The sequence below is a fragment of the Paenibacillus artemisiicola genome (assembly GCF_017652985.1).
Classification (GTDB): domain Bacteria; phylum Bacillota; class Bacilli; order Paenibacillales; family Paenibacillaceae; genus Paenibacillus_Z; species Paenibacillus_Z artemisiicola.
This window is the reverse complement of the sequence record NZ_JAGGDJ010000001.1, coordinates 95,681-117,385: the sequence shown is the minus strand read 5'-3', so window position 1 is coordinate 117,385 and position 21,705 is coordinate 95,681. Positions and strand designations below refer to the sequence as shown.

At 63.6% G+C, this 21,705-nt stretch carries 26 protein-coding genes; 8 read left to right on the top strand and 18 right to left on the bottom strand.

Annotation, left to right across the window (positions count from 1 at the left end):
- Positions 1-26 precede the first annotated feature (26 nt).
- A complete protein-coding gene (locus tag I8J29_RS00540) occupies positions 27-1,445 on the top strand; it encodes a DHA2 family efflux MFS transporter permease subunit (protein WP_240545839.1) in 1,419 nt (472 codons plus the stop codon).
- A 117-nt stretch (positions 1,446-1,562) separates the two neighbouring features.
- Here the strand turns inward: I8J29_RS00540 and I8J29_RS00535 are convergent, their stop codons facing one another.
- From I8J29_RS00535 to I8J29_RS00510, 6 genes are all read right to left on the bottom strand, one after another.
- Complete coding sequence (locus tag I8J29_RS00535) at positions 1,563-1,871, bottom strand: hypothetical protein (protein ID WP_208845641.1); 309 nt, start codon at positions 1,869-1,871, stop codon at positions 1,563-1,565.
- 285 nt (positions 1,872-2,156) lie between these two features.
- Complete coding sequence (locus tag I8J29_RS00530) at positions 2,157-3,068, bottom strand: DMT family transporter (RefSeq protein ID WP_208845640.1); 912 nt, start codon at positions 3,066-3,068, stop codon at positions 2,157-2,159.
- Between the two features lie 33 nt (positions 3,069-3,101).
- Positions 3,102-4,565 carry an MFS transporter gene (locus tag I8J29_RS00525; protein WP_208845639.1) on the bottom strand — a complete coding sequence of 488 codons (1,464 nt, stop codon included), beginning with the start codon at positions 4,563-4,565 and terminating at the stop codon, positions 3,102-3,104.
- 24 nt (positions 4,566-4,589) lie between these two features.
- Positions 4,590-5,024, bottom strand: a complete 435-nt coding sequence (locus tag I8J29_RS00520; protein ID WP_208845638.1) for a MerR family transcriptional regulator — start codon at positions 5,022-5,024, stop codon at positions 4,590-4,592.
- A 205-nt stretch (positions 5,025-5,229) separates the two neighbouring features.
- The gene (locus tag I8J29_RS00515; RefSeq protein WP_208845637.1) at positions 5,230-5,895 is read right to left on the bottom strand and encodes a FusB/FusC family EF-G-binding protein; all 666 of its coding nucleotides are present in this window, start codon (positions 5,893-5,895) and stop codon (positions 5,230-5,232) included.
- A gap of 316 nt (positions 5,896-6,211) precedes the next feature.
- On the bottom strand, positions 6,212-7,096 hold the full coding sequence (locus tag I8J29_RS00510) for a DMT family transporter (protein ID WP_208845636.1): 885 nt from the start codon (positions 7,094-7,096) through the stop codon (positions 6,212-6,214).
- A gap of 127 nt (positions 7,097-7,223) precedes the next feature.
- Between I8J29_RS00510 and I8J29_RS00505 the strand changes: the two genes are divergently transcribed.
- Positions 7,224-8,105, top strand: coding sequence for a LysR family transcriptional regulator (locus tag I8J29_RS00505; protein WP_208845635.1), 882 nt, complete (start codon positions 7,224-7,226; stop codon positions 8,103-8,105).
- 57 nt (positions 8,106-8,162) lie between these two features.
- On the opposite strand, the gene I8J29_RS00500 is transcribed toward I8J29_RS00505, so the two are convergent.
- From I8J29_RS00500 to I8J29_RS00490, 3 genes are all read right to left on the bottom strand, one after another.
- Complete coding sequence (locus I8J29_RS00500; protein ID WP_208845634.1) at positions 8,163-8,747, bottom strand: YdeI/OmpD-associated family protein; 585 nt, start codon at positions 8,745-8,747, stop codon at positions 8,163-8,165.
- Between the two features lie 76 nt (positions 8,748-8,823).
- Positions 8,824-9,129 carry an MTH1187 family thiamine-binding protein gene (locus I8J29_RS00495; RefSeq protein ID WP_208845633.1) on the bottom strand — a complete coding sequence of 102 codons (306 nt, stop codon included), beginning with the start codon at positions 9,127-9,129 and terminating at the stop codon, positions 8,824-8,826.
- Positions 9,130-9,213: 84 nt separating this feature from the next.
- Complete coding sequence (locus I8J29_RS00490) at positions 9,214-9,480, bottom strand: hypothetical protein (RefSeq protein WP_208845632.1); 267 nt, start codon at positions 9,478-9,480, stop codon at positions 9,214-9,216.
- A gap of 130 nt (positions 9,481-9,610) precedes the next feature.
- Here I8J29_RS00490 and I8J29_RS00485 point away from each other — a divergent pair, with 130 nt between their 5' ends.
- The gene (locus tag I8J29_RS00485) at positions 9,611-10,273 is read left to right on the top strand and encodes a uridine kinase family protein (protein WP_208845631.1); all 663 of its coding nucleotides are present in this window, start codon (positions 9,611-9,613) and stop codon (positions 10,271-10,273) included.
- A 56-nt stretch (positions 10,274-10,329) separates the two neighbouring features.
- Here I8J29_RS00485 and I8J29_RS00480 read toward each other — a convergent pair whose 3' ends face one another.
- Positions 10,330-10,806 carry a MarR family winged helix-turn-helix transcriptional regulator gene (locus tag I8J29_RS00480; RefSeq protein ID WP_208845630.1) on the bottom strand — a complete coding sequence of 159 codons (477 nt, stop codon included), beginning with the start codon at positions 10,804-10,806 and terminating at the stop codon, positions 10,330-10,332.
- Positions 10,807-10,954: 148 nt separating this feature from the next.
- Here I8J29_RS00480 and I8J29_RS00475 point away from each other — a divergent pair, with 148 nt between their 5' ends.
- Entirely contained in the window at positions 10,955-11,995 is a 1,041-nt protein-coding gene (locus tag I8J29_RS00475) for a hypothetical protein (RefSeq protein WP_208845629.1), read from the top strand.
- 150 nt (positions 11,996-12,145) lie between these two features.
- Here the strand turns inward: I8J29_RS00475 and I8J29_RS00470 are convergent, their stop codons facing one another.
- The gene (locus tag I8J29_RS00470; protein ID WP_208845628.1) at positions 12,146-13,300 is read right to left on the bottom strand and encodes a glycerate kinase; all 1,155 of its coding nucleotides are present in this window, start codon (positions 13,298-13,300) and stop codon (positions 12,146-12,148) included.
- Positions 13,301-13,386: 86 nt separating this feature from the next.
- Here I8J29_RS00470 and I8J29_RS00465 point away from each other — a divergent pair, with 86 nt between their 5' ends.
- The 3 genes from I8J29_RS00465 to I8J29_RS00455 all read left to right on the top strand — a co-directional run bounded on the left by I8J29_RS00465 (position 13,387) and on the right by I8J29_RS00455 (position 14,477).
- Positions 13,387-13,545: a hypothetical protein gene (locus I8J29_RS00465; protein ID WP_208845627.1), complete on the top strand. Its 159-nt coding sequence runs from the start codon at positions 13,387-13,389 to the stop codon at positions 13,543-13,545.
- Positions 13,542-14,060, top strand: a complete 519-nt coding sequence (locus tag I8J29_RS00460) for a Ger(x)C family spore germination protein (protein WP_208845626.1) — start codon at positions 13,542-13,544, stop codon at positions 14,058-14,060. The genes I8J29_RS00465 and I8J29_RS00460 overlap by 4 nt, the downstream gene beginning before the upstream one ends.
- Before the next feature lie 84 nt (positions 14,061-14,144).
- Positions 14,145-14,477, top strand: a complete 333-nt coding sequence (locus I8J29_RS00455; protein ID WP_208845625.1) for a hypothetical protein — start codon at positions 14,145-14,147, stop codon at positions 14,475-14,477.
- Here I8J29_RS00455 and msrB read toward each other — a convergent pair.
- Positions 14,474-15,460, bottom strand: coding sequence for a peptide-methionine (R)-S-oxide reductase MsrB (msrB, locus tag I8J29_RS00450; protein WP_208845624.1), 987 nt, complete (start codon positions 15,458-15,460; stop codon positions 14,474-14,476). The genes I8J29_RS00455 and msrB overlap by 4 nt on opposite strands.
- A 271-nt stretch (positions 15,461-15,731) precedes the next feature.
- On the opposite strand from msrB, the gene I8J29_RS00445 reads away from it, so the two are divergent.
- Entirely contained in the window at positions 15,732-16,217 is a 486-nt protein-coding gene (locus tag I8J29_RS00445; protein WP_090636294.1) for a C40 family peptidase, read from the top strand.
- Between the two features lie 98 nt (positions 16,218-16,315).
- Here I8J29_RS00445 and I8J29_RS00440 read toward each other — a convergent pair whose 3' ends face one another.
- From I8J29_RS00440 to I8J29_RS00415, 6 genes are all read right to left on the bottom strand, one after another.
- Entirely contained in the window at positions 16,316-16,879 is a 564-nt protein-coding gene (locus I8J29_RS00440) for an NUDIX domain-containing protein (RefSeq protein WP_208845623.1), read from the bottom strand.
- A gap of 140 nt (positions 16,880-17,019) precedes the next feature.
- A complete protein-coding gene (locus I8J29_RS00435) occupies positions 17,020-18,423 on the bottom strand; it encodes an immunoglobulin-like domain-containing protein (RefSeq protein ID WP_208845622.1) in 1,404 nt (467 codons plus the stop codon).
- 233 nt (positions 18,424-18,656) lie between these two features.
- The gene (locus tag I8J29_RS00430) at positions 18,657-19,316 is read right to left on the bottom strand and encodes a cell wall hydrolase (protein WP_208845621.1); all 660 of its coding nucleotides are present in this window, start codon (positions 19,314-19,316) and stop codon (positions 18,657-18,659) included.
- A 129-nt stretch (positions 19,317-19,445) separates the two neighbouring features.
- Positions 19,446-20,132, bottom strand: a complete 687-nt coding sequence (locus I8J29_RS00425; RefSeq protein WP_208845620.1) for a hypothetical protein — start codon at positions 20,130-20,132, stop codon at positions 19,446-19,448.
- Positions 20,129-21,022: an ABC transporter ATP-binding protein gene (locus tag I8J29_RS00420; RefSeq protein ID WP_208845619.1), complete on the bottom strand. Its 894-nt coding sequence runs from the start codon at positions 21,020-21,022 to the stop codon at positions 20,129-20,131. Before I8J29_RS00420 ends, I8J29_RS00425 begins: the two co-directional genes overlap by 4 nt.
- The gene (locus tag I8J29_RS00415) at positions 21,019-21,390 is read right to left on the bottom strand and encodes a GntR family transcriptional regulator (RefSeq protein ID WP_208845618.1); all 372 of its coding nucleotides are present in this window, start codon (positions 21,388-21,390) and stop codon (positions 21,019-21,021) included. Before I8J29_RS00415 ends, I8J29_RS00420 begins: the two co-directional genes overlap by 4 nt.
- Positions 21,391-21,705: the final 315 nt, after the last annotated feature.

The following is a 21,705-nucleotide window of genomic DNA, read 5'->3' as shown; positions in this document are numbered from 1 at the left end:
CCGAAGCGGAACGCGCTTCAACCGATTTGAGCGGCATCAAGCGAGGGCCGATCGTCGCCGCGCTCATCATCGGCGCGTTCGTGGCGATTCTGAACGAGACGCTGCTGAACATCGCCTTCCCCGACCTTATGATCGAATTCAACATCTCGCCGGCCACGATCCAATGGCTCTCGACGGCGTATATGCTCGTCATCGGCATCCTCGTGCCGGTCACGGCGCTGCTTCAGCAATGGTTCACCACGAGGCAGATGTTCCTGAGCGCGATGATTCTGTTCCTGGCCGGGACGATCATCTGCGGCGCGTCGCCGGTCTTCGAGATGCTGCTCGTCGGCCGGGTCGTGCAGGCGCTCGGAACGGGGCTCATGCTTCCCGTCATGATGAACACGATTCTCGTCATCTTCCCGCCCGAGAAGCGCGGCGGCGCTATGGGCATGATCGGCCTCGTCATCATGTTCGGACCGGCGATCGGCCCGACGCTGGCCGGCCTCATTATCGACCAGCTGGACTGGCGCTGGCTGTTCTACCTGGTCATTCCGCTCGCGGCGTTCTCCGTCGCCTTCGCGGCGGCATACCTGCGCAACGTGTCCGACATCACCAAGCCGAAGGTGGACGTCTTGTCCATCCTGCTCTCGACCGTCGGCTTCGGCGGCATCGTCTACGGCTTCAGCAAAGCCGGCGAAGGCTCCTGGACGGATCCGGTCGTCGTCTGGACGATCGCCGTCGGCGCCGTCGGCGTCGTGCTCTTCGTCATCCGCCAGCTGCTCGTGCGCGAGCCGATCATGGACCTGCGGGCGTTCAAATTCCCGATGTTCTCGCTCGTCACGGTCATGATGCTCGTCCTCATGATGACGCTGTTCTCCACGATGATCCTGCTGCCGCTCTTCCTGCAGACGGCGCTCCTGATGACGGCGTTCAAGGCGGGCCTCACGCTCATGCCGGGCGGCATCATCAACGGCGTCATGGCGCCGGTCTCCGGCAAGCTGTTCGACAAGTTCGGACCGCGCGTGCTCGTCGTGCCCGGCCTCATTCTCGTGCTGCTCGCGGTCTGGCTGTTCACCGACATCTCCGTCGACACGACGGCGGGTTACGTCGTCACGCTCCATATTATTCTACTCGTCGGCATCTCGCTCGTCATGATGCCGGCGCAGACGACGGGGCTGAATCAGCTGCCGCGCCAGCTGTACCCGCACGGCACCGCGATTCTGAATACGCTGCAGCAGGTCGCCGGCGCGATCGGCACGGCGCTGTTCATCAGCATCATGTCGTCCGGCACGAAGGATTTCATGACGAAATCGCCGAACGCGACCCCGGCCGAAGGCTTGGTCGCCGGCCTGCAGGACGCCTTCCTGATCGGCTTCTTCATCGGCCTCGTCGCGCTGGTGCTCGGCTTCTTCATCAAGCGCGTCACGGCGCCGAAGGAAGAGAACAAGCAAGAAGTGGCTTAACGCCAAGCGCCGGCCGATCCGTGAAAAAGCACCCTACCGTCCGTTTCGGGCCCCACATGCGGGGAAGCTCGGAATGGACGCAGGGTGCTTTTTTTTGCTGTCGCGAGCCCTCGAGTGTTAGTCGGTTTGCGGCACGCGGAACCGTTTGACGATGTCTGCGGCGTATTTGATAATGACCGACGCGCCGCCGATAAAGTAAAGCACGATCAGCGTGTAATGCGTAGGGTCGATCGAGGTCATCGAGAGGATGAGATTCAGTGGCACGACATAGAACAAAATATCCTTCAAATACCCGAGAAACGTCGTATCGAAGGAGCCCGACCAGAACGAACGGGCGAAGGCGACCGCGAAGTCCAGGATCATGAAGGCGAATACGCCCCACATCGTATAGACGACCCAATCCCCGAGCGAGAGTCCGTAATGCATTGTTCATCACCACCTTGCTCCACCATATGTTCGGCAAGGTGACATGTTGAAAGGAAAGTGAAAATGATCGCAAAAAACGATAAAAACCGCGCGGGGGGGGCGCGGCTTTTATCGGGACGATTGCGAGCGGACGGATGCAGCGATAGCGGGCAACGATTGGCGGGCAGCGATCGGCGGCACCGGTCGGCCGCGGCGGCGATGCGCCCCGGCGACGATGCGCCCCGGCGAAAAGGTGCGGCGACCCGCGTTCATGCAACCTTCCACCGAACACCCGCCGACATTCGGCTACAATCCGACCGCTTCCTGCCCCTTCGCTCTCGGCCGCGGACGCGGCCTCCAATTGGCCAGCGCGACGCCGGCCAGGATCAGGACGCCGCCGCCGATCTGAGCGGCGCGTATCGGGTCCCCCAGCACGAAGTGACTGACGACGATCGCCACGAACGGCGGAATGTTCATGAACATCGCGCTGACGGATGGACCGGCGACGGCGATGCCTTTGTTCCACCAGAAGCCCGCGAGGCCTTGCCCGATCACGGCGACGCCGGCGAGCAGCAGCCAGCTGGCCGCGTGATGGCTCCATTGCGCCTGGCCCGCCAGCGATTCGTAGCCCACGGCCGGCGACATGAGGATCGTCCCGATGACCGTCGCGTAGATCGTCACCTCGTACGAGCTCATGCCCGTCGTCAGCTTGCGGATGAACAGCAGACTGACGGACATGCCGAGCGTCGCGAGCAGCAGGTAAATGTCGCCGAGCGAGATGCCGAGCGATTTGCCGCCGTAGAGCACGATGCAGATGACGCCGGCCAGCGCGAGGACCGAGCCGGTCAGCTTGCGGCCCGTAATGACTTCCTTCAGGAACACGCGTGCGAGCATCGTCGTCATGATGGGCGACAGCGCCACGATGAGCGCGGCGTTGCCCGCCGTCGAATGCTGCAGGCCCGTGAAGTAGAACAGCTGGTTGATCAGCGTGCCGGTGATGCCGGCGTAGAGCAGCAGCAGCCATTCCCGCTTCGTCGGCCGGCGCATCGAGCGGTTGACGAGCGCGACGGCGATGAGGAACAGCGACATGACGACAAGCCGCGAGAACGATAACAGGATCGGCGAGAATTCGCGCAGCAGATAGGCGCTCGCGACGTAATTGCCGCCCCAAAGGAGCGATACGCCCCATAGTTTGCTTAATACGGACCGGTCAGGCATCTTCGGTAAGGTCTCCTTGGTCGTTCGAATGCGTTACTTATGCGGCAGCGTGGCGCCGGAGGCCGCGCGAGAGCCCCGGTGCGAACGCAGATAGGACATGACGGTGGCGATCGCCATCAGCGCCGCCATGAACCAGAATACGCCGTGCAGGCCGGTAATGAACCCGTGAAGCGACGATTTATCGTCCATGCCGACCTGCGTGCCGGAGAAAATCGCCAGCATCGCTTCGTGCGGAATGCTGTGCGTGACGATCGGCATGGAGAAGGCGATGCTGAGCATCATGCCCATGTTCGTCGTCAGCGACCGGATGCCGGACGCTTCGCCGCGGTATTTCGGACCGGCCGCGTTCATAATGCTGCTGGAGTTCGGCGAATTGAACAACCCCGCGCCGACGCTGATGATCGTCATGTACAAGGCCAGGTGCCAGAACGGCGTCGACAGCTCCGTATCGAGCGCGAGTCCCGCCATGCCGAAGATGTTCAGGAACAGGCCGAGCGTCGCCGGCATCGTCTCGCCGTACTTGTCGCCCAGGTAACCGGCGAGCGGCGAGACGACCAGCATGCCGGCCGCGAGCGGAATCGTCATGATGCCGGCGACCAGGGCATCCTTCTCGAGCGCGCCCTGGAAGTAAAAGATGAGCATGAACATGATGCCCATCCGCGCGAGCGCGTTCAGCGTCGCCGAGATGATGCCGAACGAAAACACCCGGTTCGCGAACAGCGGCAGATGCAGCAGCGCGTTCGGATGGCGCTTCTCGCAGCGCAGGAACGCCGGGAACAGGATGACGAAGACGAGCCCGGAAATCCAGACGACGGGCGACGTCCAGCTCTGGATCGGCCCCCAGGTGAGGGCGATCAGCAGGCCGGTGATGGACAGCACGTACGTCACGGCGCCGCCGCGGTCGAGGCCGCCCGTCTTCGGAGCGGCGAGCTTGTCGTCCTTCAGGCCAAGCACCTTCATGCCCCAGATGACGCCGATCAGGCCGAACGGCACGTTGAACCAGAAGGTCCATTCCCAGCCGAACGACTCGGTCAGCCAGCCGCCGAGCACCGGGCCGATGATCTGGCCGACGGCGACGACCATGATGTTGACGCCGAGCGCGCGCCCGAGCTCTTCCCTCGGGAACGCGTCCGCGACGATGGCCGTGCTGTTGGCCATGATCATCGCGCCGCCGATCCCCTGCAGAATCCGCAGCACGATGAGCAGCGGGGCGTTGCCGGCGAAGCCGGCGATCAGCGACACGACGGTAAATAGGAGCATGCCGCCGATATAGATGCGTTTGCGTCCGAACCGGTCCGCGAGGGAACCGGCCATGAGCACCATGACCGTCTGCGCCACCATGTAGGACAGCATGACCCACATCGCCTGCAGCAGCGATGCTTCAAGGCCCTTCAGCAAGTCCGGCAGCGCGATGATCAGCGTGCTGAAGTTCAGCGCCGACAGCAGCGAGCCGAGGCTCGTCACCGATAAAATCCACCATTTTCGGGAATCGTTCATTTCGGACTTCTTCCTCTCTTCTTCCTACTCGGACTGGCCGCCCTTCAGCCGGTGCGCCCGCTCCAGCCGTGCCTGGAATCCTTGCCGCATGGCCTGCAGCTTCTCCATCTTCTCGTCGATATGGGCGATGATCGATCGCAGCCGTTCCGCCGCTTCGTCCAGCAGCCGGTCGCGCTCCTCGAGCCGGGATTCGCCGCGATAACTCGCCTTGATGCGCTCCAGCTCCTCCTCGGCATCCAGTATGTCGCGAATCTCCTGCAGCGAGGCGCCGAGCACCTGCTTCAGCCGCAAAATATGCGCGATCCGGTCCACCGTCTCCTCGTCGTACACCCGATGGCGGCCCTCCGTCCGCGCAACGTCCGGCAGTAAGCCGATCTCCTCATAATAATGGAGCGTCCGCGAGGTGATCCCGAGGCGCTCCGTCACTTCTTCCATCGTTAATCTGGCCGCAGCCGTCATGTCCCGTGTTCCTCCTCTCGCGGTTTTCGGTTTGCTTCTGCTATCATAGCAGAAATTTCAGGTTACGTTAACGTAAGTTTAGAAAAATTAAATTCGCCCGGACCGCCTTCCGCGCGCAAAAAAAAGCCCGGATCGGGCATCGGAGAAACCTGCGTTTCCGATGCCCGCACCCGGGACTCCGCGTTAGCGAGCCGGCGACGCGCCATTAGGCGTCGGCCGCTTTGCCTTCGCGAATCGTCTGAATGAATTGCTCCAGCGCCGCCGTGTCCGCGATGCGGCGGTTGCACGCCTGGCTGTCGAGGCAAATGTAGTTGCCGAACGCCTTGTAGTAGTCCGGCGGCGAATTGGCCGGCCGCGTCTTGACCGTGAAGAGCGCGATCTCCTCGTAGCCGTTGCAGATCAGGCAGTATCCTTTCTTGTTCACGGCCGTGAACCGGCCCGCGATGCCGATGTACCGACCGTCGCTCGGGTAGACGAGGTACATGCGGTTCGCGGCGATATCCGTCCAGCCGAGATAGGTCAGCCGGCGGAAATCCAGCAGCGCCATGTCCGGCGCGTTCAGCTTCTTGGTCTTCGGGAACAGCTTCCGCAGCTGATTGTTCGACATCGGCGGAAAGGCTTCGCGCCACGGCTCCAGCCCTTCGAGATACTGCTGGAATTGTTCGGCCGTATCCAGCTCGGACAGCGCCGCCAGCTCCCGTCTCCGCTCGTCCGGAAGCTCCGGGAACAGTTCGTCGAGTTTATACGCGGCGTTGTCGCGGACCGCCTTCAGCACGTTGCGGTCGGCGACCGTGCGGAGCGCTTGGATCAGCAGCTCGGATTGCCTGCGAATGGCGTTGAATTGATGGTTGCGAATGAATGGCGTCGGCATTGGATGGTCAGCCCCTTATTTTGGATTGGTCGTTCCATAAGGTGCAAAGCCCATCATGAGACGCGATCACGTATGCGGGCGATCGGCATTGCTCCGTTAGGCCCCATGCAAAGTATCGCCCCTGATGCGGGCTTTGCATGAGTTGCTCCGGTCCGGCAATCTCGTATTGCCATCCGTACCAGCCCCCTTGCCAAAAGATGTGTCCAGTATATCAGCCGCCCGCCGATCTGGCAATTCGCCGAAGGGCATGCGAACCGATCGCAAGGGGCCGGCTTCTCCCGCCTTCTATCCGTCTTGCGCCCGTGCTCGCGCGGGATCAGGCCGATAGCGCGGCGGCCGCTTCGCGCTTCCGGGGCTCCCGGTTGACGAGCACGATGCCGGCGCAGATGAACGCCCCGCCGACGCCGACGTACCAATGGACCTGCTCGCCGAGCAGCAACCAGCTGGAGAGGACGCCGAAGACGGGCACGAGAAACAGGAACGAGCTCGTCTTGGCCGGATCGCCGGTGCGCAGCAGATAGAACCACAGCGCGAACTGCAGAATCGAGCAGATAAGCGATAGCCAGAGCGTGACCAAGACCGACGAGGTCGAGAACGTAAAGCGCGGCTGCTCCGTGATCAAGCTCAGCGCAAGCAGCCCGAGGCCGCCCGCCAGCATTTGATAAGCGGCGAGAACGGTCATGTCGAAGCCGGGTCCCCACCGTTTGATGAGCAGCGTCGCGACGGCGAAGCTGAACGCCCCGCCAAGGCCGATGAACGTCCCCGGCTGGAAGCCGAGCTGAAAGCCGAACGCGAACGCGACGCCGGCGAGGCCGACCGCGACGCCGAGCCACTGGAGGGCGCGGTACGTAGCGCCGCCGAACAGCGTGCCGAGCACGATGACGATCAGCGGATTGGAGCACGTGATGATCGCGGATTCGCCGGACGTGATCCAACGCATCGAATAATACGCGCAGCCCATGACGGCGCCGGATTGGACGAGCCCGATGACCGCCGCCTGCAGCCACTGCCGGCCTCCCCTCGGCTGCCGCTTGCCGAGCAGCCGGACGATCAGGGCAAGCAATATGCCGGCGAACACGAACCGGATGCTCATCATGAAGAACGGCGGCGCGTAGCGCAGCGCGATTTTGCCGACGGGAAACGCCAGCCCCATGATGAACGTCGTGATCGCGACGAGACCGAAATAGCGGACTTTATTCATGGTGTTCCTCCTTCTGTATGCGAGCGATGTACCCTATTGTAGAGGAGGTCTGGTTTTATGTATAATGATTGTTAACGATACCGGCAATCATAAATAATGATGTCCAAGAATGGGAGCGTGATCGCAAATGGAAAGCGGAGAGTTGCGGGTGTTCCAAGCCGTCGCCCGCGAAGGATCCATCACGAAAGCAGCCGCGCGGCTCGGTTACGTGCAGTCCAACGTCACCGCGCGCATCCGCCAGCTGGAAGCGGAGCTCGGCACCCCGCTCTTTCACCGGCACAACCGCGGCATGCTGCTCTCCTCCGCGGGAACGACCCTGCTCGCCTACGCGGAGCGGATCGTCGGCATGCTGGACGAAGCGGTCAAGGCGCTGACCTCGAACGAGAAGCCCGCCGGCCCGCTCGCGATCGGCTCCACCCAGACGGCCGCCGCCGTGCGGCTGCCCCGGCTGCTCACGGCCTATTACGCGCGCTACCCGGACGTCCGCCTCTCGGTGGCGACGGGCCATACGGAGGACATGATCGAGCGGGTGCTGCGCTATGAGCTGGACGGGGCTTTCATCGGCGCCGACTGCGACCACCCGGAGCTGCAATCCGTGCCGGCCTTCACGGAGGAGCTGGCCATCGGGGCGCACCCGTCGGTCGGCACGCTGGAAGAGGCCGTCGAGCGGCCGATTCTCGTGTTCGCCCGCGGCTGCTCGTACCGCGACATCCTGGAGGTTTGGATGCGCGAGCACGCGCCGGCGCGGACGCCCGTCATGGAATTCGGCACGCTGGAAGCCATTATCGGCGGCGTGACGGCCGGGCTCGGCATCTCGCTTCTGCCCTTGTCGGTCGTCCGCAAGCAGCGGGAAGACGGCCTGATCCGCGTCTTCCCCCTCGACGAACGGCATCGCCTGATGACGACGGCGTTCATCACGCGCAAGGACGCGTTCGCGAGCAGCGCGCTGACGGCGTTCATGGCCATGATTCCGGCCGAGCCGCCCGTCAACGACGAAGCCGCGACATGACAAGAGGAGGCCGGCGGCCTCCTCTTTCGCGTGCGCCGACCGTCCGGAGACCGCCGGCTAATTATAAATTTTCTCGCCCTTCTCCAGCATCTCCACGAACTGCGCGATCCGCTTGGCCCGGTTTTCGGGCTTCTTGGCGCCGTGGATCCGGAACGTCATCGCGTAGCGGTTCTGCCTGTCGAGCGCGTCGAAGAACGCCTTCGCCTTCGGGCTGCCCGCCAGCGCCTCCGCGAAATCCGCCGGCACTTCCGCGCTGCTCTGGGAGGCGTACGCCTTGTCCCATTCGCCGCCGCGCTTCGCCGCCTCGATCGCCCGCAGGCCGGCCGGCTTCATCCGGTCTTCTTCGATGAGGCGCTCCGCCTTCTCCTTGTTCACCTTCGACCAGATGCTCCGCGGACCGCGCGGGGTGAACCGCTGGATCCAATGCGACGCGTCCCGCTTTTCCTTCTGACTGTCGATCCAGCCGTAGCAGAGCGCGGCTTCCAGCGCTTCGCCGTACGTCACCGAAGCCTCGCCCGATCCCTTCTTCGCGATCAGCAGCCAGAAGCCGGACGAGGTCGCGTGATGCTCCGCCAGCCAGTCTTCGAGTTCCGCCGTGTCGGCAAATCCGAGTACGGGGAGCTCCTTGAATCGCTCTTCCATGCCGCCGCCTCCTTTCTCCTCCAGCTTACGCCGGCTTCGCTGACAGCCGCCGTCAGCCGACCGCGGGAAAACCGTCCTACTTCAGCTTTTCTTCCACGGAATGCAGCTTCTGGGCCATCGTTCCCTTCTTGTCCCGCCGGTCGTCGATCGTGACGGAGGTCGACACCCGCGCCGCGCCGCTCCCGAAAGGCGCTTCGTGCATGCGACGGACGACGGCCAGCAGGTCGTCCAGCTCGCCTTCGATAATGGTGCTCATCGGCGTAAGCTGGTACGTAATCGGCTCCTTCGCTTCCTGCAGCACCCGAACGACGGACGCGACATAGGCGCCGAGGCTCGGGGTTTCCGTGCCGAGCGGCACGACCGTGACTTGTACGATCGCCATGCTTGCATCACCCTCCTATTGTAGATGACTAGGATTAACCTGGATAAACAGCGGACTTTCAATACCGCCGCGCGACGCCGTCCGCTAGCGGCGCGTTCTCCGCCTGCGCTCCGCGAGCAGCATGATCAGCCACGCGGCGGTTCCGATGAGATAGAGCGGCACGACGAATACGAGGAACGTGGCGAAATCGGCCAAATCGTCCCAGCCGCCGTTGCCGCGGTTCACTTCGACGAAGAAGACGACGCAGCCGGCCGCGTACGCGGCGAACGGCCACCACCGTCTCCGCCAGCCGGCGGCGAACAGCACAAGAAGCAATACGAGCCACAGCAGGATATATCCCGGACCATGCATGAGCAGCCTCTCCCCTTTCGAAGCTCGGGCGGCCCGGTCGCGAGCCGCTTCCGGCCTCCCGTTAGCAGGTATATGCGGCGCGAAGCGCGAATAGATGGGGACAACCCGCCCGAGAAAGGAAGTGCCGCCCATGGATCGTAATGACCCGAATTCGCCGTTCTCCTCACCGCAGCCAGGCGTGCCGGTTCCGCCGGACGCCGTCTGCGCCGCCGCGCGTTCGCTCGCGGATGCGGTCCGGCTGCGCCGCCGGCATTCGCCGCCCGGCAAGCCGCTCCTCGTCGCGCTCGACGGCGGCAGCGGCGCCGGCAAATCGACGCTCGCGCTGCTGGCCGCGCCGCTGATCGGCGCGGCGGTCGTCCATTACGACGACTTCTTCGACGCGTCGGTCGCGGACGAGGAATGGGACCGCTGCACGTCCGGGCAGAAATGCCGGCGCTGCATGGATTGGCGACGCGCGCGCCGGGAAGCGCTGCTGCCGCTGCTGGCCGGCGAAGCCGCGAGCTATCGCCCGTTCTCGTTCGAGACCGCGGACCGGGTAGCGCCGATCCCCGTCGTCGTGCGGCCGGCGGACATCATCCTGCTCGACGGCATCTATTCGACGCTGCCGGAGCTGGCGGATCTGATCGGCTTTGCGGTCCTCGTCGACGCGCCGACGGACGTCCGGCGCAGGCGGCACGACGAGCGCGAGCCCGGCGACGAGCGCGACTGGCACGCGCGCTGGGATCCCGCCGAGGACTTCTACTTCGCCGAGCTCCGCCCGCCGTCCGCGTTCGACCTCGTCCTTCGCGTATAGCTTATTGAACTTGCCTTGCGAATAAGCTTCGATAGCCGCGCCTGCCGCGGCTTTTATTAGGCCTGCGCTTCCGGATCCGGCAGCCGCCCGAGAATGCGCGCCATCTTGTCGATCGCGAACGCCAGGTCGGTCCGGTCTTCGTCGCCAAGCCGTTCCAGCCGGACGCGAAGCGAGGCGTGAAAGCCGCCCCAGCGCTCGAGGACCATCGCCCGCCCCTTGTCCGTAAGCCGCAGCAGCACGAGGCGCTTATCCGTCTCGCCCGCCCGCTTGCCGACGTAGCCTTTCTCTTCCAGCTTCGCGATCAAGGGCGTCAGCTGCTGCTTGGAGACCCGGATGACGCGGGACAGCGGCGTCATCGCGATGCCCTCCTCGTTCCGGTACAGTTCCTCCAAAATATGAATCTGCAAATGCGTGATGTCCGCCGGCGCCTTCCATCCCCCGCTGCCCCGCTGCGGATCGTCCATCGCCCGGTACAGCAGCGGTAAGAGCTGCATGTAACTAGAGGCGATCGATCCGATGCTATCGTTCCCCATGCTGCTTCCATCCTTCTCTCAGGTTGACAATCGGTTCACAATTATTTATCTTATATCCAACAAATAGATTAATTATAATTACTTTAGTTCATTTTTGTTTACTTTACCACAAAGTAAGCCGTCCACTCAAGAACGGGAGGCCGCCAAATTGACAAGACGCGCATTGAATCGGAAAGGCATCAACTACGACGTCGGGACGCATACCCGGGGGCAAGCTTCTTCCTCGCGCGAAGCGTTCGAGCCCGACGTCGTGCGGCGCGAGATGGAGATCATCCGCCGCGACCTGCACTGCACCGCGGTTCGCATTTCGGGCCAGGACCTCGAGCGGCTGACGGCCGCCGCGCGCTTCGCGCTCGAGCAGGGCCTCGAAGTCTGGTTCTCGCCGGCCTTCGTCGACGCCGACGAAGCGCGGACGCTCGCCTACTTCGAAGCGTGCGCGGACGCCGCGGAGCGTCTCCGGCAGCAGTACCCGTCGGTCGTGTTCGTCGCCGGCTGCGAACTGACGATCTTCATGAAAGGACTCGTCGCCGGCGAAACCGCGTTCGACCGCATGGGGACGTTCATGAGCCCGTGGAAGCTGCTGCTGAACACGGCGCGCAAAGGCTCGTTCCATAAACGGCTGAACGCGTTTCTGGCCGAAGCCGCCGCCGTCGTCCGCCGTCATTTCCGCGGCCCGGTCACCTATGCATCCGGAACCTGGGAGCAGGTCGATTGGGCGCCGTTCGATTTCGTGGGCGTCGATTATTACCGCGACCGCGGAAACGCGGGCAGCTACCGCGAGAAGCTGCGGGGCTACTTCAAGCACGGCAAGCCCGTCGCGATTCTGGAGTTCGGCTGCTGCACGTACGCGGGCGCCGCGGACAAAGGCGGCTACGGCTGGGCCATCGTCGACCGGAAGCAGACGCCCCCGCGGCTGAAAGGCGATTACGCGCGCGACGAAGACGAGCAGGTCCGGTACATGGACGATCTGCTGCCGGTCTTCGAGGAGGAAGGCGCGGACGCCGCGTTCTGGTTCACGTTCGTCATGCCGTATTACCCGCACCGCGGCGAACCGGCGCTGGACCTCGACATCGCGAGCTACGGCGTCGTCAAGCCCTTGATTGGCCGGTCCGGCGATGCGTACCCCGGAATGCCGTGGGAACCGAAGGCCGCGTTCGGACGGCTCGCGTCGCGATACCGCGAATCGTAACCTGCGCCACGTTCGCCCGTCGCGCGAACCCGAACCCTTGGCACGTCGCTTGCCAGAGCGCCGCACTCCCGTCGGGCTGCCGCCCCGTGACGGCTTTGGCCTATCGCAAACGGGCCTCGCGGTCGCAATTACCCCCGTCGGCCTCCCGCCCTATTCCCGCCGCCTTGCGCCGGCCAGCAGCCGAACCGCGTTCGTCACGGCCCGGTACAAATTCGTTTCTCCCTCCCGCAGCGCATCGGCGAGCGCGACCGGCCGCGGCGTAATGCCGAAGGCGGCGAGCAGGCCTTCCCCGTACAGCGGTTCGTAGCCCGGCTGCAGACTGCCCGCGAACGCCACGACCGGCACGCCGGCCGCGCGGGCGCGCCGCGCGATGCCCGCGATCGCCTTGCCGTCCGGGGTCTGGCCGTCGATGCGCCCTTCCCCGGTGAACACATAATCCGCGCCGGCCAATGCCGCGTCGAAGCCGATCGCGTCCAGCGCGAGCTCGATGCCCGGCATCAGCTTGCCGCCGCAGAGCAGCAGCGCCGCGCCGATTCCGCCCGCCGCGCCGGCGCCGGGCACGTCGTGCAGCCGCTCGCCGCTCGCGGCTTCAAGCACGTCCGCGAAATGCGCCAGCGCCGCGTCCAGCGCATCCGCCGTCTCCGGCGTCGCGCCTTTCTGCGGCCCGAACACCCGCGAAGCGCCCCGCGGTCCGACGAGCGGATTCGTCACGTCGCACGCGACGGAGACGCTTACCTCCCGAAGCCGGCGGTCCAAGCCCGCCAGATCGACGCGCGCAGCCTGCGCGAGCGCGCCGCCGCCGCGGCCGATCGGCCGTCCGGCCTCGTCCAGCACCGCGGCGCCGAGCGCCTGCAGCATCCCGGCGCCGCAGTCGTTCGTCGCGCTGCCGCCGATCGTGACGATCAGCCGGCGCACGGAAGCATGACCGAGCGCGTGCCGGATCAGTTCCCCCGTGCCGTAAGTCGTCGTCGTCAGCGGGTCGCGCGCCTCCGGCGGCACGAGCTGCAGGCCGCTCGCCTGCGCCATCTCGACGATCGCCGTCGCTCCGTCGCCCGACAAGCCGTACGTCGCCTTCACCGGCTCGCCGAGCGGTCCGGTCGCGTCGATCTCGACCAAGCGTCCCGCCATGGCGGCCGTCAACACCTCCAGCGTCCCTTCCCCGCCGTCTCCGATCGGAAGCTCGACGACGTCCGCTTCCGTCCCGGTTTCTTTCGCCGCCGCTTCGATCGCCGCCCGCATGACGGCGGCCGCCCCGCGGGCGGTCATGCTTTCCTTGAACGAATCCGGTGCTACCACGATTTTCATGCCGATTGCTCCTTTTTTCGCGTTTCTGCTTCGGTTGATTGTCATGAATTCGGTTGAACGCTCCGTTCTCCGTGGTTTGCCTCGCGTTGGGCATGAACATCAGCTTCGTCCGGGTGCGGTATAACGAACCTACCTTCTGCGTGGAGCAGCATGTGCTCGTCATCCGCTTCTTCGCCGAATTCGAAACGCTCGCGCTGCTGCTCTTCTTCGTCTGGAAGCACAAAAAGGAGCAGGCGGCCCATTGAGACGAATCGCCGCTGCTCTGCTGCTGCTTGCCGGTATGGCGCTCGTCTGCGCCGGATGCGGGTTCAAGAACCTCGACAAGCGGTTTTTCGTCATGGCGATGGGCGTGGATTGGACCGGTAAGCCGGACAATCCGTACCTCGTCACGCTGCGGCTCGCCATTCCCGCGGCCAAAATCGGCGAACGACTCGCCGAGAGCCAGGTCGAACGGGTGGAATCGCCCAGCATCGCGGAAGCCGTCCGCAGCCTCAAGCCGCATGTCGACAAGGAGCTGGACTTCGGCCAATGCCGCGTGTTCCTGTTCGGCGACAGGCTGGTCAAGCACTCCATGGAGGAGCCGCTCAATTGGATGGGCCGGCGCCGCGACATCCAGCTGATCTCCTACGCGGCGGCCGCGGAGCCGAGCGCGGCGAAGCTGCTCGAAGCCGATCCGACGACGGAACGGATCGCCGGCAACGCGTTCTTCCTGACGTTCGGCAAAGAAGGGACCGTGTCGCCGTACACGGTCACCGAGTAGCTGTTCGACAGCTTCCGGCGCTTCGAAGAGATCGGGCTCGATCCGTATTTCCCCGCCATCCGCTTCGACGGCGACTCGTACGTCGTGGAACGGCTTTCATTGCTGGACAAATCGAAAGAGCGCCGCCTGAAGCTCTCCGAGGCCGAAACGAGCCTGTACAACCTCAGCGCGAACGCCTTCGCCAAATCGGGGCTCGCCATCGATTTCGAAGGCAAGCGGCTCGTCGTCGACATCAATAGAGCGTCCCGTCACGTCGACGTCTCCAAGGACGCCGTGCCGACGGTGAAGCTCCGCCTCAAAATCATGGCGATGGTGGAGCAAAGCGCCGTGACCGTGCTGAACCGGAACCTCCCCGAGGTCGAGAAGCGCCTCGAGGAGGAATTCAACCGGTTCGCCCGGACTGCCGCGCCGAATTAGAGGCGCGGCAGCAGATGGCCGTATCCTTCCTTCTCCATGTCGGCCTTCGGAATGAACCGCAGCGACGCGGAATTAATGCAGTAGCGCAGCCCGTTCGGACCCGGACCGTCGTCGAAGACGTGGCCGAGATGGGAGTCCGCCTCGCGGCTGCGCACTTCCGTGCGGACCATGCCGTGGGCGAGGTCGAGATGCTCCTTCACGTTGGCGCCGACGATCGGCTTCGTGAAGCTCGGCCAGCCGCAGTTCGAATCGAATTTGTCCTTCGAGCTGAACAGCGGCTCGCCCGACACGATGTCCACGTAGATGCCTTCCCCGTTGAAATCCCAGTATTCGCCCGTAAACGGGCGTTCCGTCCCGCTGTTCTGCGTCACTTCGTACTGGATCGGCGTCAGCTTGCTCCGGCGGGCTTCGCGGTCCTTCGGCGTGTTCCAATGCTCGGCGATGAACGCGTCGCGGCCCGAGCCCTTGCGGTACATCTTGTAGCGAAGCGGGTTCTTATGATGATAGCCCTGATGATAATCTTCCGCCGGATAGAATTCCGTCGCCGGGACGATCTCCGTCACGATCGGCTTGTCGAAGCGCCCGCTCCGCCGCAGCTCTTCCTTGGAGCGCTCCGCCGCGGCGCGCTGCTCCTCGCCGTAATAGAAAATCGCCGTCCGGTACGATTCGCCCCGGTCGTGGAACTGTCCGCCGGCATCCGTCGGGTCGATCTGCATCCAGTACGTTTGCAGCAGCTTCTCGTACGGATAGACGTCCGGATCGAACGTGATCTGCACGACCTCCGCGTGGCCCGTCGTTTCGGAGCATACTTCCTCGTACGTCGGATTCGCCTTGTGCCCGCCCATAAATCCGGATACCACGGCATGGATGCCGGGCTGTTCGTCGAACGGGGTTACCATGCACCAGAAGCAGCCTCCCGCGAAGGTCGCTTTTTCCAATTTTTGGCCGGCGCCGCCGGCTGTATTTGCATTGCTGTCGCTCATGTTTTCGCACGTCCTTCCTCTCTGAACATCCTATCGGGTCTTCATACGATTATCATAGCAGAGAGGGTTCCGCTTTCCAAATTTCGCGTTTCGACAAGACAAGCGAAGACAAGCGCTTTCATATGAGAAATTTCTCACTTAATTCTCATAAAGTCGAATTTCGCCAAAAACGCGCTTCATTTTGTTCCTCATCGGCCAAAAAACCCCTGTTTCAAGTGTGCTATAGTGTTAACCAGACCAACGGACACCTTGAAGAGCTGGAGGGAAAGACATGAGAGTTTCGTATAAACGCTTACTCAAAAGCATCCTTAACGTGGGCCTTTGCGCCTCGATCGGCATCACGGCGGTTGTCGCCGGAACGGCCGCTACCGCGAACGCGGCGACGGCGAAATCCAAAGAATTGATCAACTACGGCGAAAAATACATAGGCACGCCTTACTTGTACGGCGCGGTGCCGTACATGACCAACGCCTTCGATTGTTCTTCGTTCACGCAATACGTCTTCGACAACTTCGACATCACGCTGCCGCGCACCTCGATCGACCAGGCTTTGAAAGGCCAAAAGGTCGCGAAAGGCTACCTGAGCATGGGCGACCTCGTCTTCTTCAAGACGAACGGCTACGGCATCAGCCACGTGGCGATTTACGCCGGCAACAACAAGATTCTGCACAGCGCGAACGACGGCGTCGAAATTTCCGACATGGATTCGAACTACTGGTCGTCCAAATACGTCACCGCCCGCCGCGTGCTCAATTAACGCGCGATTACGCGCGAAGCAACGCCCGATACGCGAAGAGCCGGACAAGCGAGGATTTCTCCTCCGCTTGCCCGGCTCTTCTTCGTTCCGCGCCGGCCTTACAGCCGGAACAATCCGTGTCCGTCCAGCTTGACGACCGGCTCGCGGTCTTCGATCAAGCCGTCCCCGCCCGACTTCAGCGCCACGTCGATCAGCCAGCGCGTGAACCCGGCCACGTTCATCGTCTCGAGCTCCTCCATGCTGTAGAAGCCCGCCGCGTCCACTTCGACGCCGTCCGGCACCGGCTCGCCGCCGATGTAGTCCATCGCGAAGGCGACGTACACGTTGTGGATGTTCCGCGGCAGGTCGCGCAGCGCGACGATCCCGCGGACGGACGCTTCCACGCCGGTCTCTTCCTTCACCTCGCGGACGATGGTGTCGTGAATCATTTCCAGCTGCTCGATGTAGCCGCCCGGATTCGTCCAGTAGCCTTTGCCCGGCTCCTGGGCCCGGCGCACCAGCAGCACCTTGCCTTCCCGCAGCACGAGGGCGCCGACGCCGATGCTGTAATTGCCCCAATGCACGAAGCTGCAGCCTTCCGCCGTGCAGGCGTGGCGCATCGTGCCGTCGACGTCCCGCGGCGCCAGCGGCGCTCCGCATGACATGCAATAATTCGCTCCCATTCGCTTCACCCGATCTGTCCGATATGTTGATGCTGACATAGCGACGTTACTTTTAAATCATAGCGCCATCGCCGCCTAAAGATCAACTTCAAATATCGGACGGGACGAAACCGGCTTGGGGCGGCCGGCCGTCATACGCGTTATTGCTGCTTTACGACGAGGTTGAAGGCGCGCACCTCCGCCGATCCGCCGCTGCTGACGACGGCCGTCAGCGTGACCGCCGCGTCGCCTTTGCCCCGCGCGGGGCGATAGACCGTTCCGTTCGCGGCCACCGCGGACGGATTGCTGGAATACCACGCGATCGTGCTGCCGTAATAGCCTCTCGCCGGCAAGCCGACCGATTGGGTCACGTTCGAAGCGCCGTCGCCGCTCTTATACGCGATCGCGAGATCGGCCTTGTCGGCGGCCGCCCGCTCCTGGCTCGTGAAGTCGTCCTTGACGGTCAGCACGAACACCTTCACGTCGCTGGCGGAGCCGCTCGTGAGGATGGCCGTCAGGACGACCGTCGCGTCGCCCGTACCGGCCGCGGGCCGGCGGAGCGTCTTGCCGTCGGCGGACAGTACGCCCGGCGCGCTGGACGTCCAGACGATCGCCGAGCCGTTCGCGCCTCTGGCCGGCAGGCCGTCTAGCGGCCGGGTCACGCGGCCGGCGTCGTCCGAGCCGCCGTAATCGATCGCGAGCGCGGCTTTGTCGGCGGCGACCCGCTGCGCGTCCGGCATGCTTTGCTTCACGGTCACCGTGAATACCTTCACGTCCGTGTAAGCGCCCGATTGGATGAAGGCGGTCAGGACGACCACGGCGTCGCCGCTGCCGTTCGCGGGCCGGTTGACGGTCTTGCCGTCATTCGAGACGACGGCCGGCAGCGAGGAGATCCATTTCACGCTCGAGCCGTTCGGACCCTTAGCGGGGAGCGCGTCGAACGCCCGCGTCACGCTGCCCGCGTTGTCGGAGCCGCCGTAATCGATCGCGAGCGCGGCTTTGTCCTTCGCGACGCGGTCGCGGTCGGAGAGCTGCGGATAGTCCGCCTTCACGACGACGCGGAACGTCCGGGAAGCCGTCGCGTTATGGAACCGGAGCGCGGCGGTCAGGTTCACCGCGACGTCTCCCTGCGTAGGCCGGCGGACGGTCAGCCCGTCGTTCGAGATGACGTTCGGATTGCTGGACGTCCAGACGACGGCGGAGCCGTTCTTCCCCCGGCTCGGCAGAATCACGGGCAGCGTCACGTTGTTCGCGCTATTGCCGCCGAGAAACTGGATGGCGAGCGCGTCCTTGTCGGCATTCACCTTCTTGGCATCCTGGGACGCGGCGTTCGAAGCTGCGCACTGCGCCTTGAACGACGCGATCATCGACTTGAGCAGCGAGCGCGCGCGTTCGTCTTTCGTCTTCGCGAGCACCTGGTTGAGCCGGGCCGTCGCTTCGTTGCAGGCTTGCTGCTGGCGCTTGGCGTCGTTCGAGCCGCCGGAGCCGCCGCCGTGCGCGAACGCGGCCGTGCCGCCGCTTGCGAACAGCGCTAAGACGAGCATGATGATGGGCCACTTCTTCATGAACCTCTCTCCCCGCTACCTGGAATGGGCGATGCGCGCCGGGCGCTAAGCAGCGGCCCGGGCGCCCGCGCGTCGGGAACGATCGCCGCCGGCAGGATGTGTCGTTCGTGGTTCCGTTCGTTCTCCTTATGTTCTCAAACGCGCCGGGTTGCGCGAATGTTGCAGCCGAACGCCAAAAAAACCGCCCGGAGGCGGTTTTTTTCCTGAAGCGCGATCGCGCGCGTCATCGCGCGTCAGATGGCGAACACGTGATTCCCGATTTTCGCCGTGACTCTGCGCGTCAAAATCCATTTGGACTTGGCCGTCACGGGGTTGTAATAATACAGCGCCTTCTTCGTCGGGTCCCAGCCGCGCACGGCATCCTTCGCCGCCAGAAAAGCGGTGTTGTTCGGCAGCAGCCAGTATTGGCCGTCCGCGACGGCGGTGAAGGCGTACGGCTCGAAGATGACGTCCGTCACCGTCTTCGGGAAGAGCGGCGAACGCAGCCGGTTCATGACCACGGCGCCGACGGCGACTTGGCCTTTGTAGACCTCTCCGCGCGCCTCCGAATAGATGACCCGGGCCAGCTTCGCCAGCTCGGGCTTGTTGACGGACAGCTTCTTCAGCTTGCTCCAGGTAGCCGGTCCCGCGATCCCGTCGTGCGCGAGCCCGTTGGCGCGCTGGAAGCGGGACACCGCGTTGCGCGTCGCCATACCGTAGGTCGTCGTGACCGCGCCTTTGAAATAACCGAGCGTCTGCAGCCGGAACTGCAGGTCCGCCACGTCCCCGCCGGTGCTGCCCGGCCGCAGGACCGGCGCCGCGGAAGCGGAGGCCGATCCGCCGAAGGCTCCTAACGAGCCGGCCGCGACGATCGCGCCCGCAAGGACGGCAGTCAATGTTTTCTTTCTTCTCATGAAGCCCGAATCCCCTCCAAAGCGAAAGTCTGGAAGACGATCATAGCATGCCGGAGGGGCGTTTATGCGGAATAAAGGCGATTTTTAATGAACTTAAATGTTTCTCATCCGGCCTTCGCGGCCCCCTCATCAGACGGTGCTTCTGCGAAGGAAGGCATACCCGGCCAAGGCCAGCACCGCGGATAACGGAAGCAGGAGCAGCGCCAGGTTGAAGGCCGAACGGCCGTCGAAGAAATCGTGGATGCCGTTCCACCATCCCCAATAGATCAGCCCGTAGACGAACAGCGTGCCGAGCAGCAGGCCGATGATCGAGGCCGAATAGAGGCCCGTTTTGCCGAACCGGCGGAACAGCGACGAGATGGCGAAGCCGAGCAGGTACATGAACAGCATGAACGAGCCGAACACGATGAATTGCTGCAGGGCGTTGCCGTCGCTGACGTAAGGGAGATGGAAGAAGAACAGGTCCGTGTTCCAGCCGTCGGTCCAGGATTCGATATACGAGAGCAGCATCAGAATAAGGGACGACGCGACGCTGACGGACAGAATCATGATGAGCGTGCCGGAGAAGTAATCCCGTCTGCGGACGCTGAGGCCGAGCGCGAACGGGAACGTGTGATGCACCGCCACGATGCCGCTGACCAGCATGTAGACGAAGATCGACATGAGGCCGCCGGTGATGATCCGCTCGTCGTCCGCCATCAGCCCGGCGATCAGCAGATTGACGGCGAAGCTGGACAGGACGATGACCCAGGGCAAATAGATCCAGGACCATTTGTCGCGCAAATGCATTCTTACGATGCCTTGAACGGTATTCATGCGAACGCCTCCTTCGTTTCCGGCCCGCGGTTCGTCAGATAGACGAGCAGCTGCTGGATGGTGACCGGCGAGAAATGCAGCCCGAGCTCCTCCGCCCGCCGCTGGTCGGTCGCGCCGAGCGCCTCGTAAACCGTGACCGCGCGGCTGCCGCCGAGCGATTCCTGGTGAATGACCCGCTTGCCGGCCGCGTACGCGTCGATCTTCGCGGTCGGACCGGTAACCGTATAAGCCCGCCCGCGCAAGGCATCCGCTTCGTCGTCGAGCAGGATCCGTCCCTTGTCGATGACGATGACGTGCTCCAGCAGCCGGCTGACCTCGTCGATCAGATGCGTGGACAGAATGACCGTGCGCGGATGCTCCGTGTAGTCCTCCATGAGCCGTTCGTAGAAAATGTTCCGCGCCACGGCGTCGAGCCCGAGGTACGGCTCGTCGAAGATCGTCAGCGGCGCGCGGCTGGCCAGGCCGATGATGATGCCGACCGAGGACAGCATCCCGCGGGACAGCTTCTTCACCCGGCGCTTGAGCGGCAGGTTGAAGTCGCCCCGCAGCCGTTCGGCGTACGCCCGGTCCCAGTTCGGGAACAGCAGCGCCGCCGTTTCCAGCACGTCGACGACCCGGAACGTATCGGGATATTTTTGGCTTTCCTTAATGAAGCAGATTTGCCGGAGCACCTTGTCGTTCTCGTACGGCTTCTCGCCGAACACCAGCAGCTCCCCGCCCGTCTCGAACAGCTGCGCGGTAATCATGTGCATGATCGTCGTCTTGCCGGCGCCGTTGCGGCCGAGCAGGCCGTAAATCTTGTTCGCCTCGATCGAGAAGTCGACGTTGTCGACGGCGGTGAAGCTGCCGTAGCTCTTCGTCAGCCCCTTCGCTTCCACGACCTTGTTCATGCGCGGCCCCCCCTTTCGCGGATCATGTCCGTCAATTGTTCCTTCGTGATGCCGAGCTTCTCCGCCTCGCGGATCATCGTCACCACGTACTGCTCGAAAAACTGTTCCCTCCGCTTCTCCGTCAGTTTCTCCTTCGCCCCGGTTGACACGAACATCCCGATCCCTCGCTTCTTGTACAGAATCTCTTGATCCACCAGCAAATTCACGCCTTTGGCGGCCGTCGCCGGATTGATGCCGTAAAACGCGGCGAACTGGTTCGTGGAAGGAACCTGCGATTCCTCCGGCAGTCCGCCCTGGAGAATGTCGTCCTCGATTCGTTCGGCGATTTGCACGAAGATGGGACGGCTGTCGTCGATTTGGTTGCCCATCGCTTCACCACCATATTGGTTAGTTACTCATGTAACTAACTATATAAGCAATGAGGTTCGTTGTCAACACGCGGCGCGAAATTTCCGCTCGGGCCTAATTTCGCGGGCGGCCGCTCCGCGCTTCGCCGCGTTTCGATTGGCGCGTACTGACGGGACGACGGTATGCGGCATGGCTTGACGGGGCGGCAGCGCGCGGCGCGGTTCGACAGGACGGCACTGCGCGGAGCGGCTGCGCGTGCAGCCGGCGGACCGACCGCGGGCGACCGCTCCCTGCAAGGAGCGGCGAACGGACGTTCCTTTCCAGGATTTACTTTG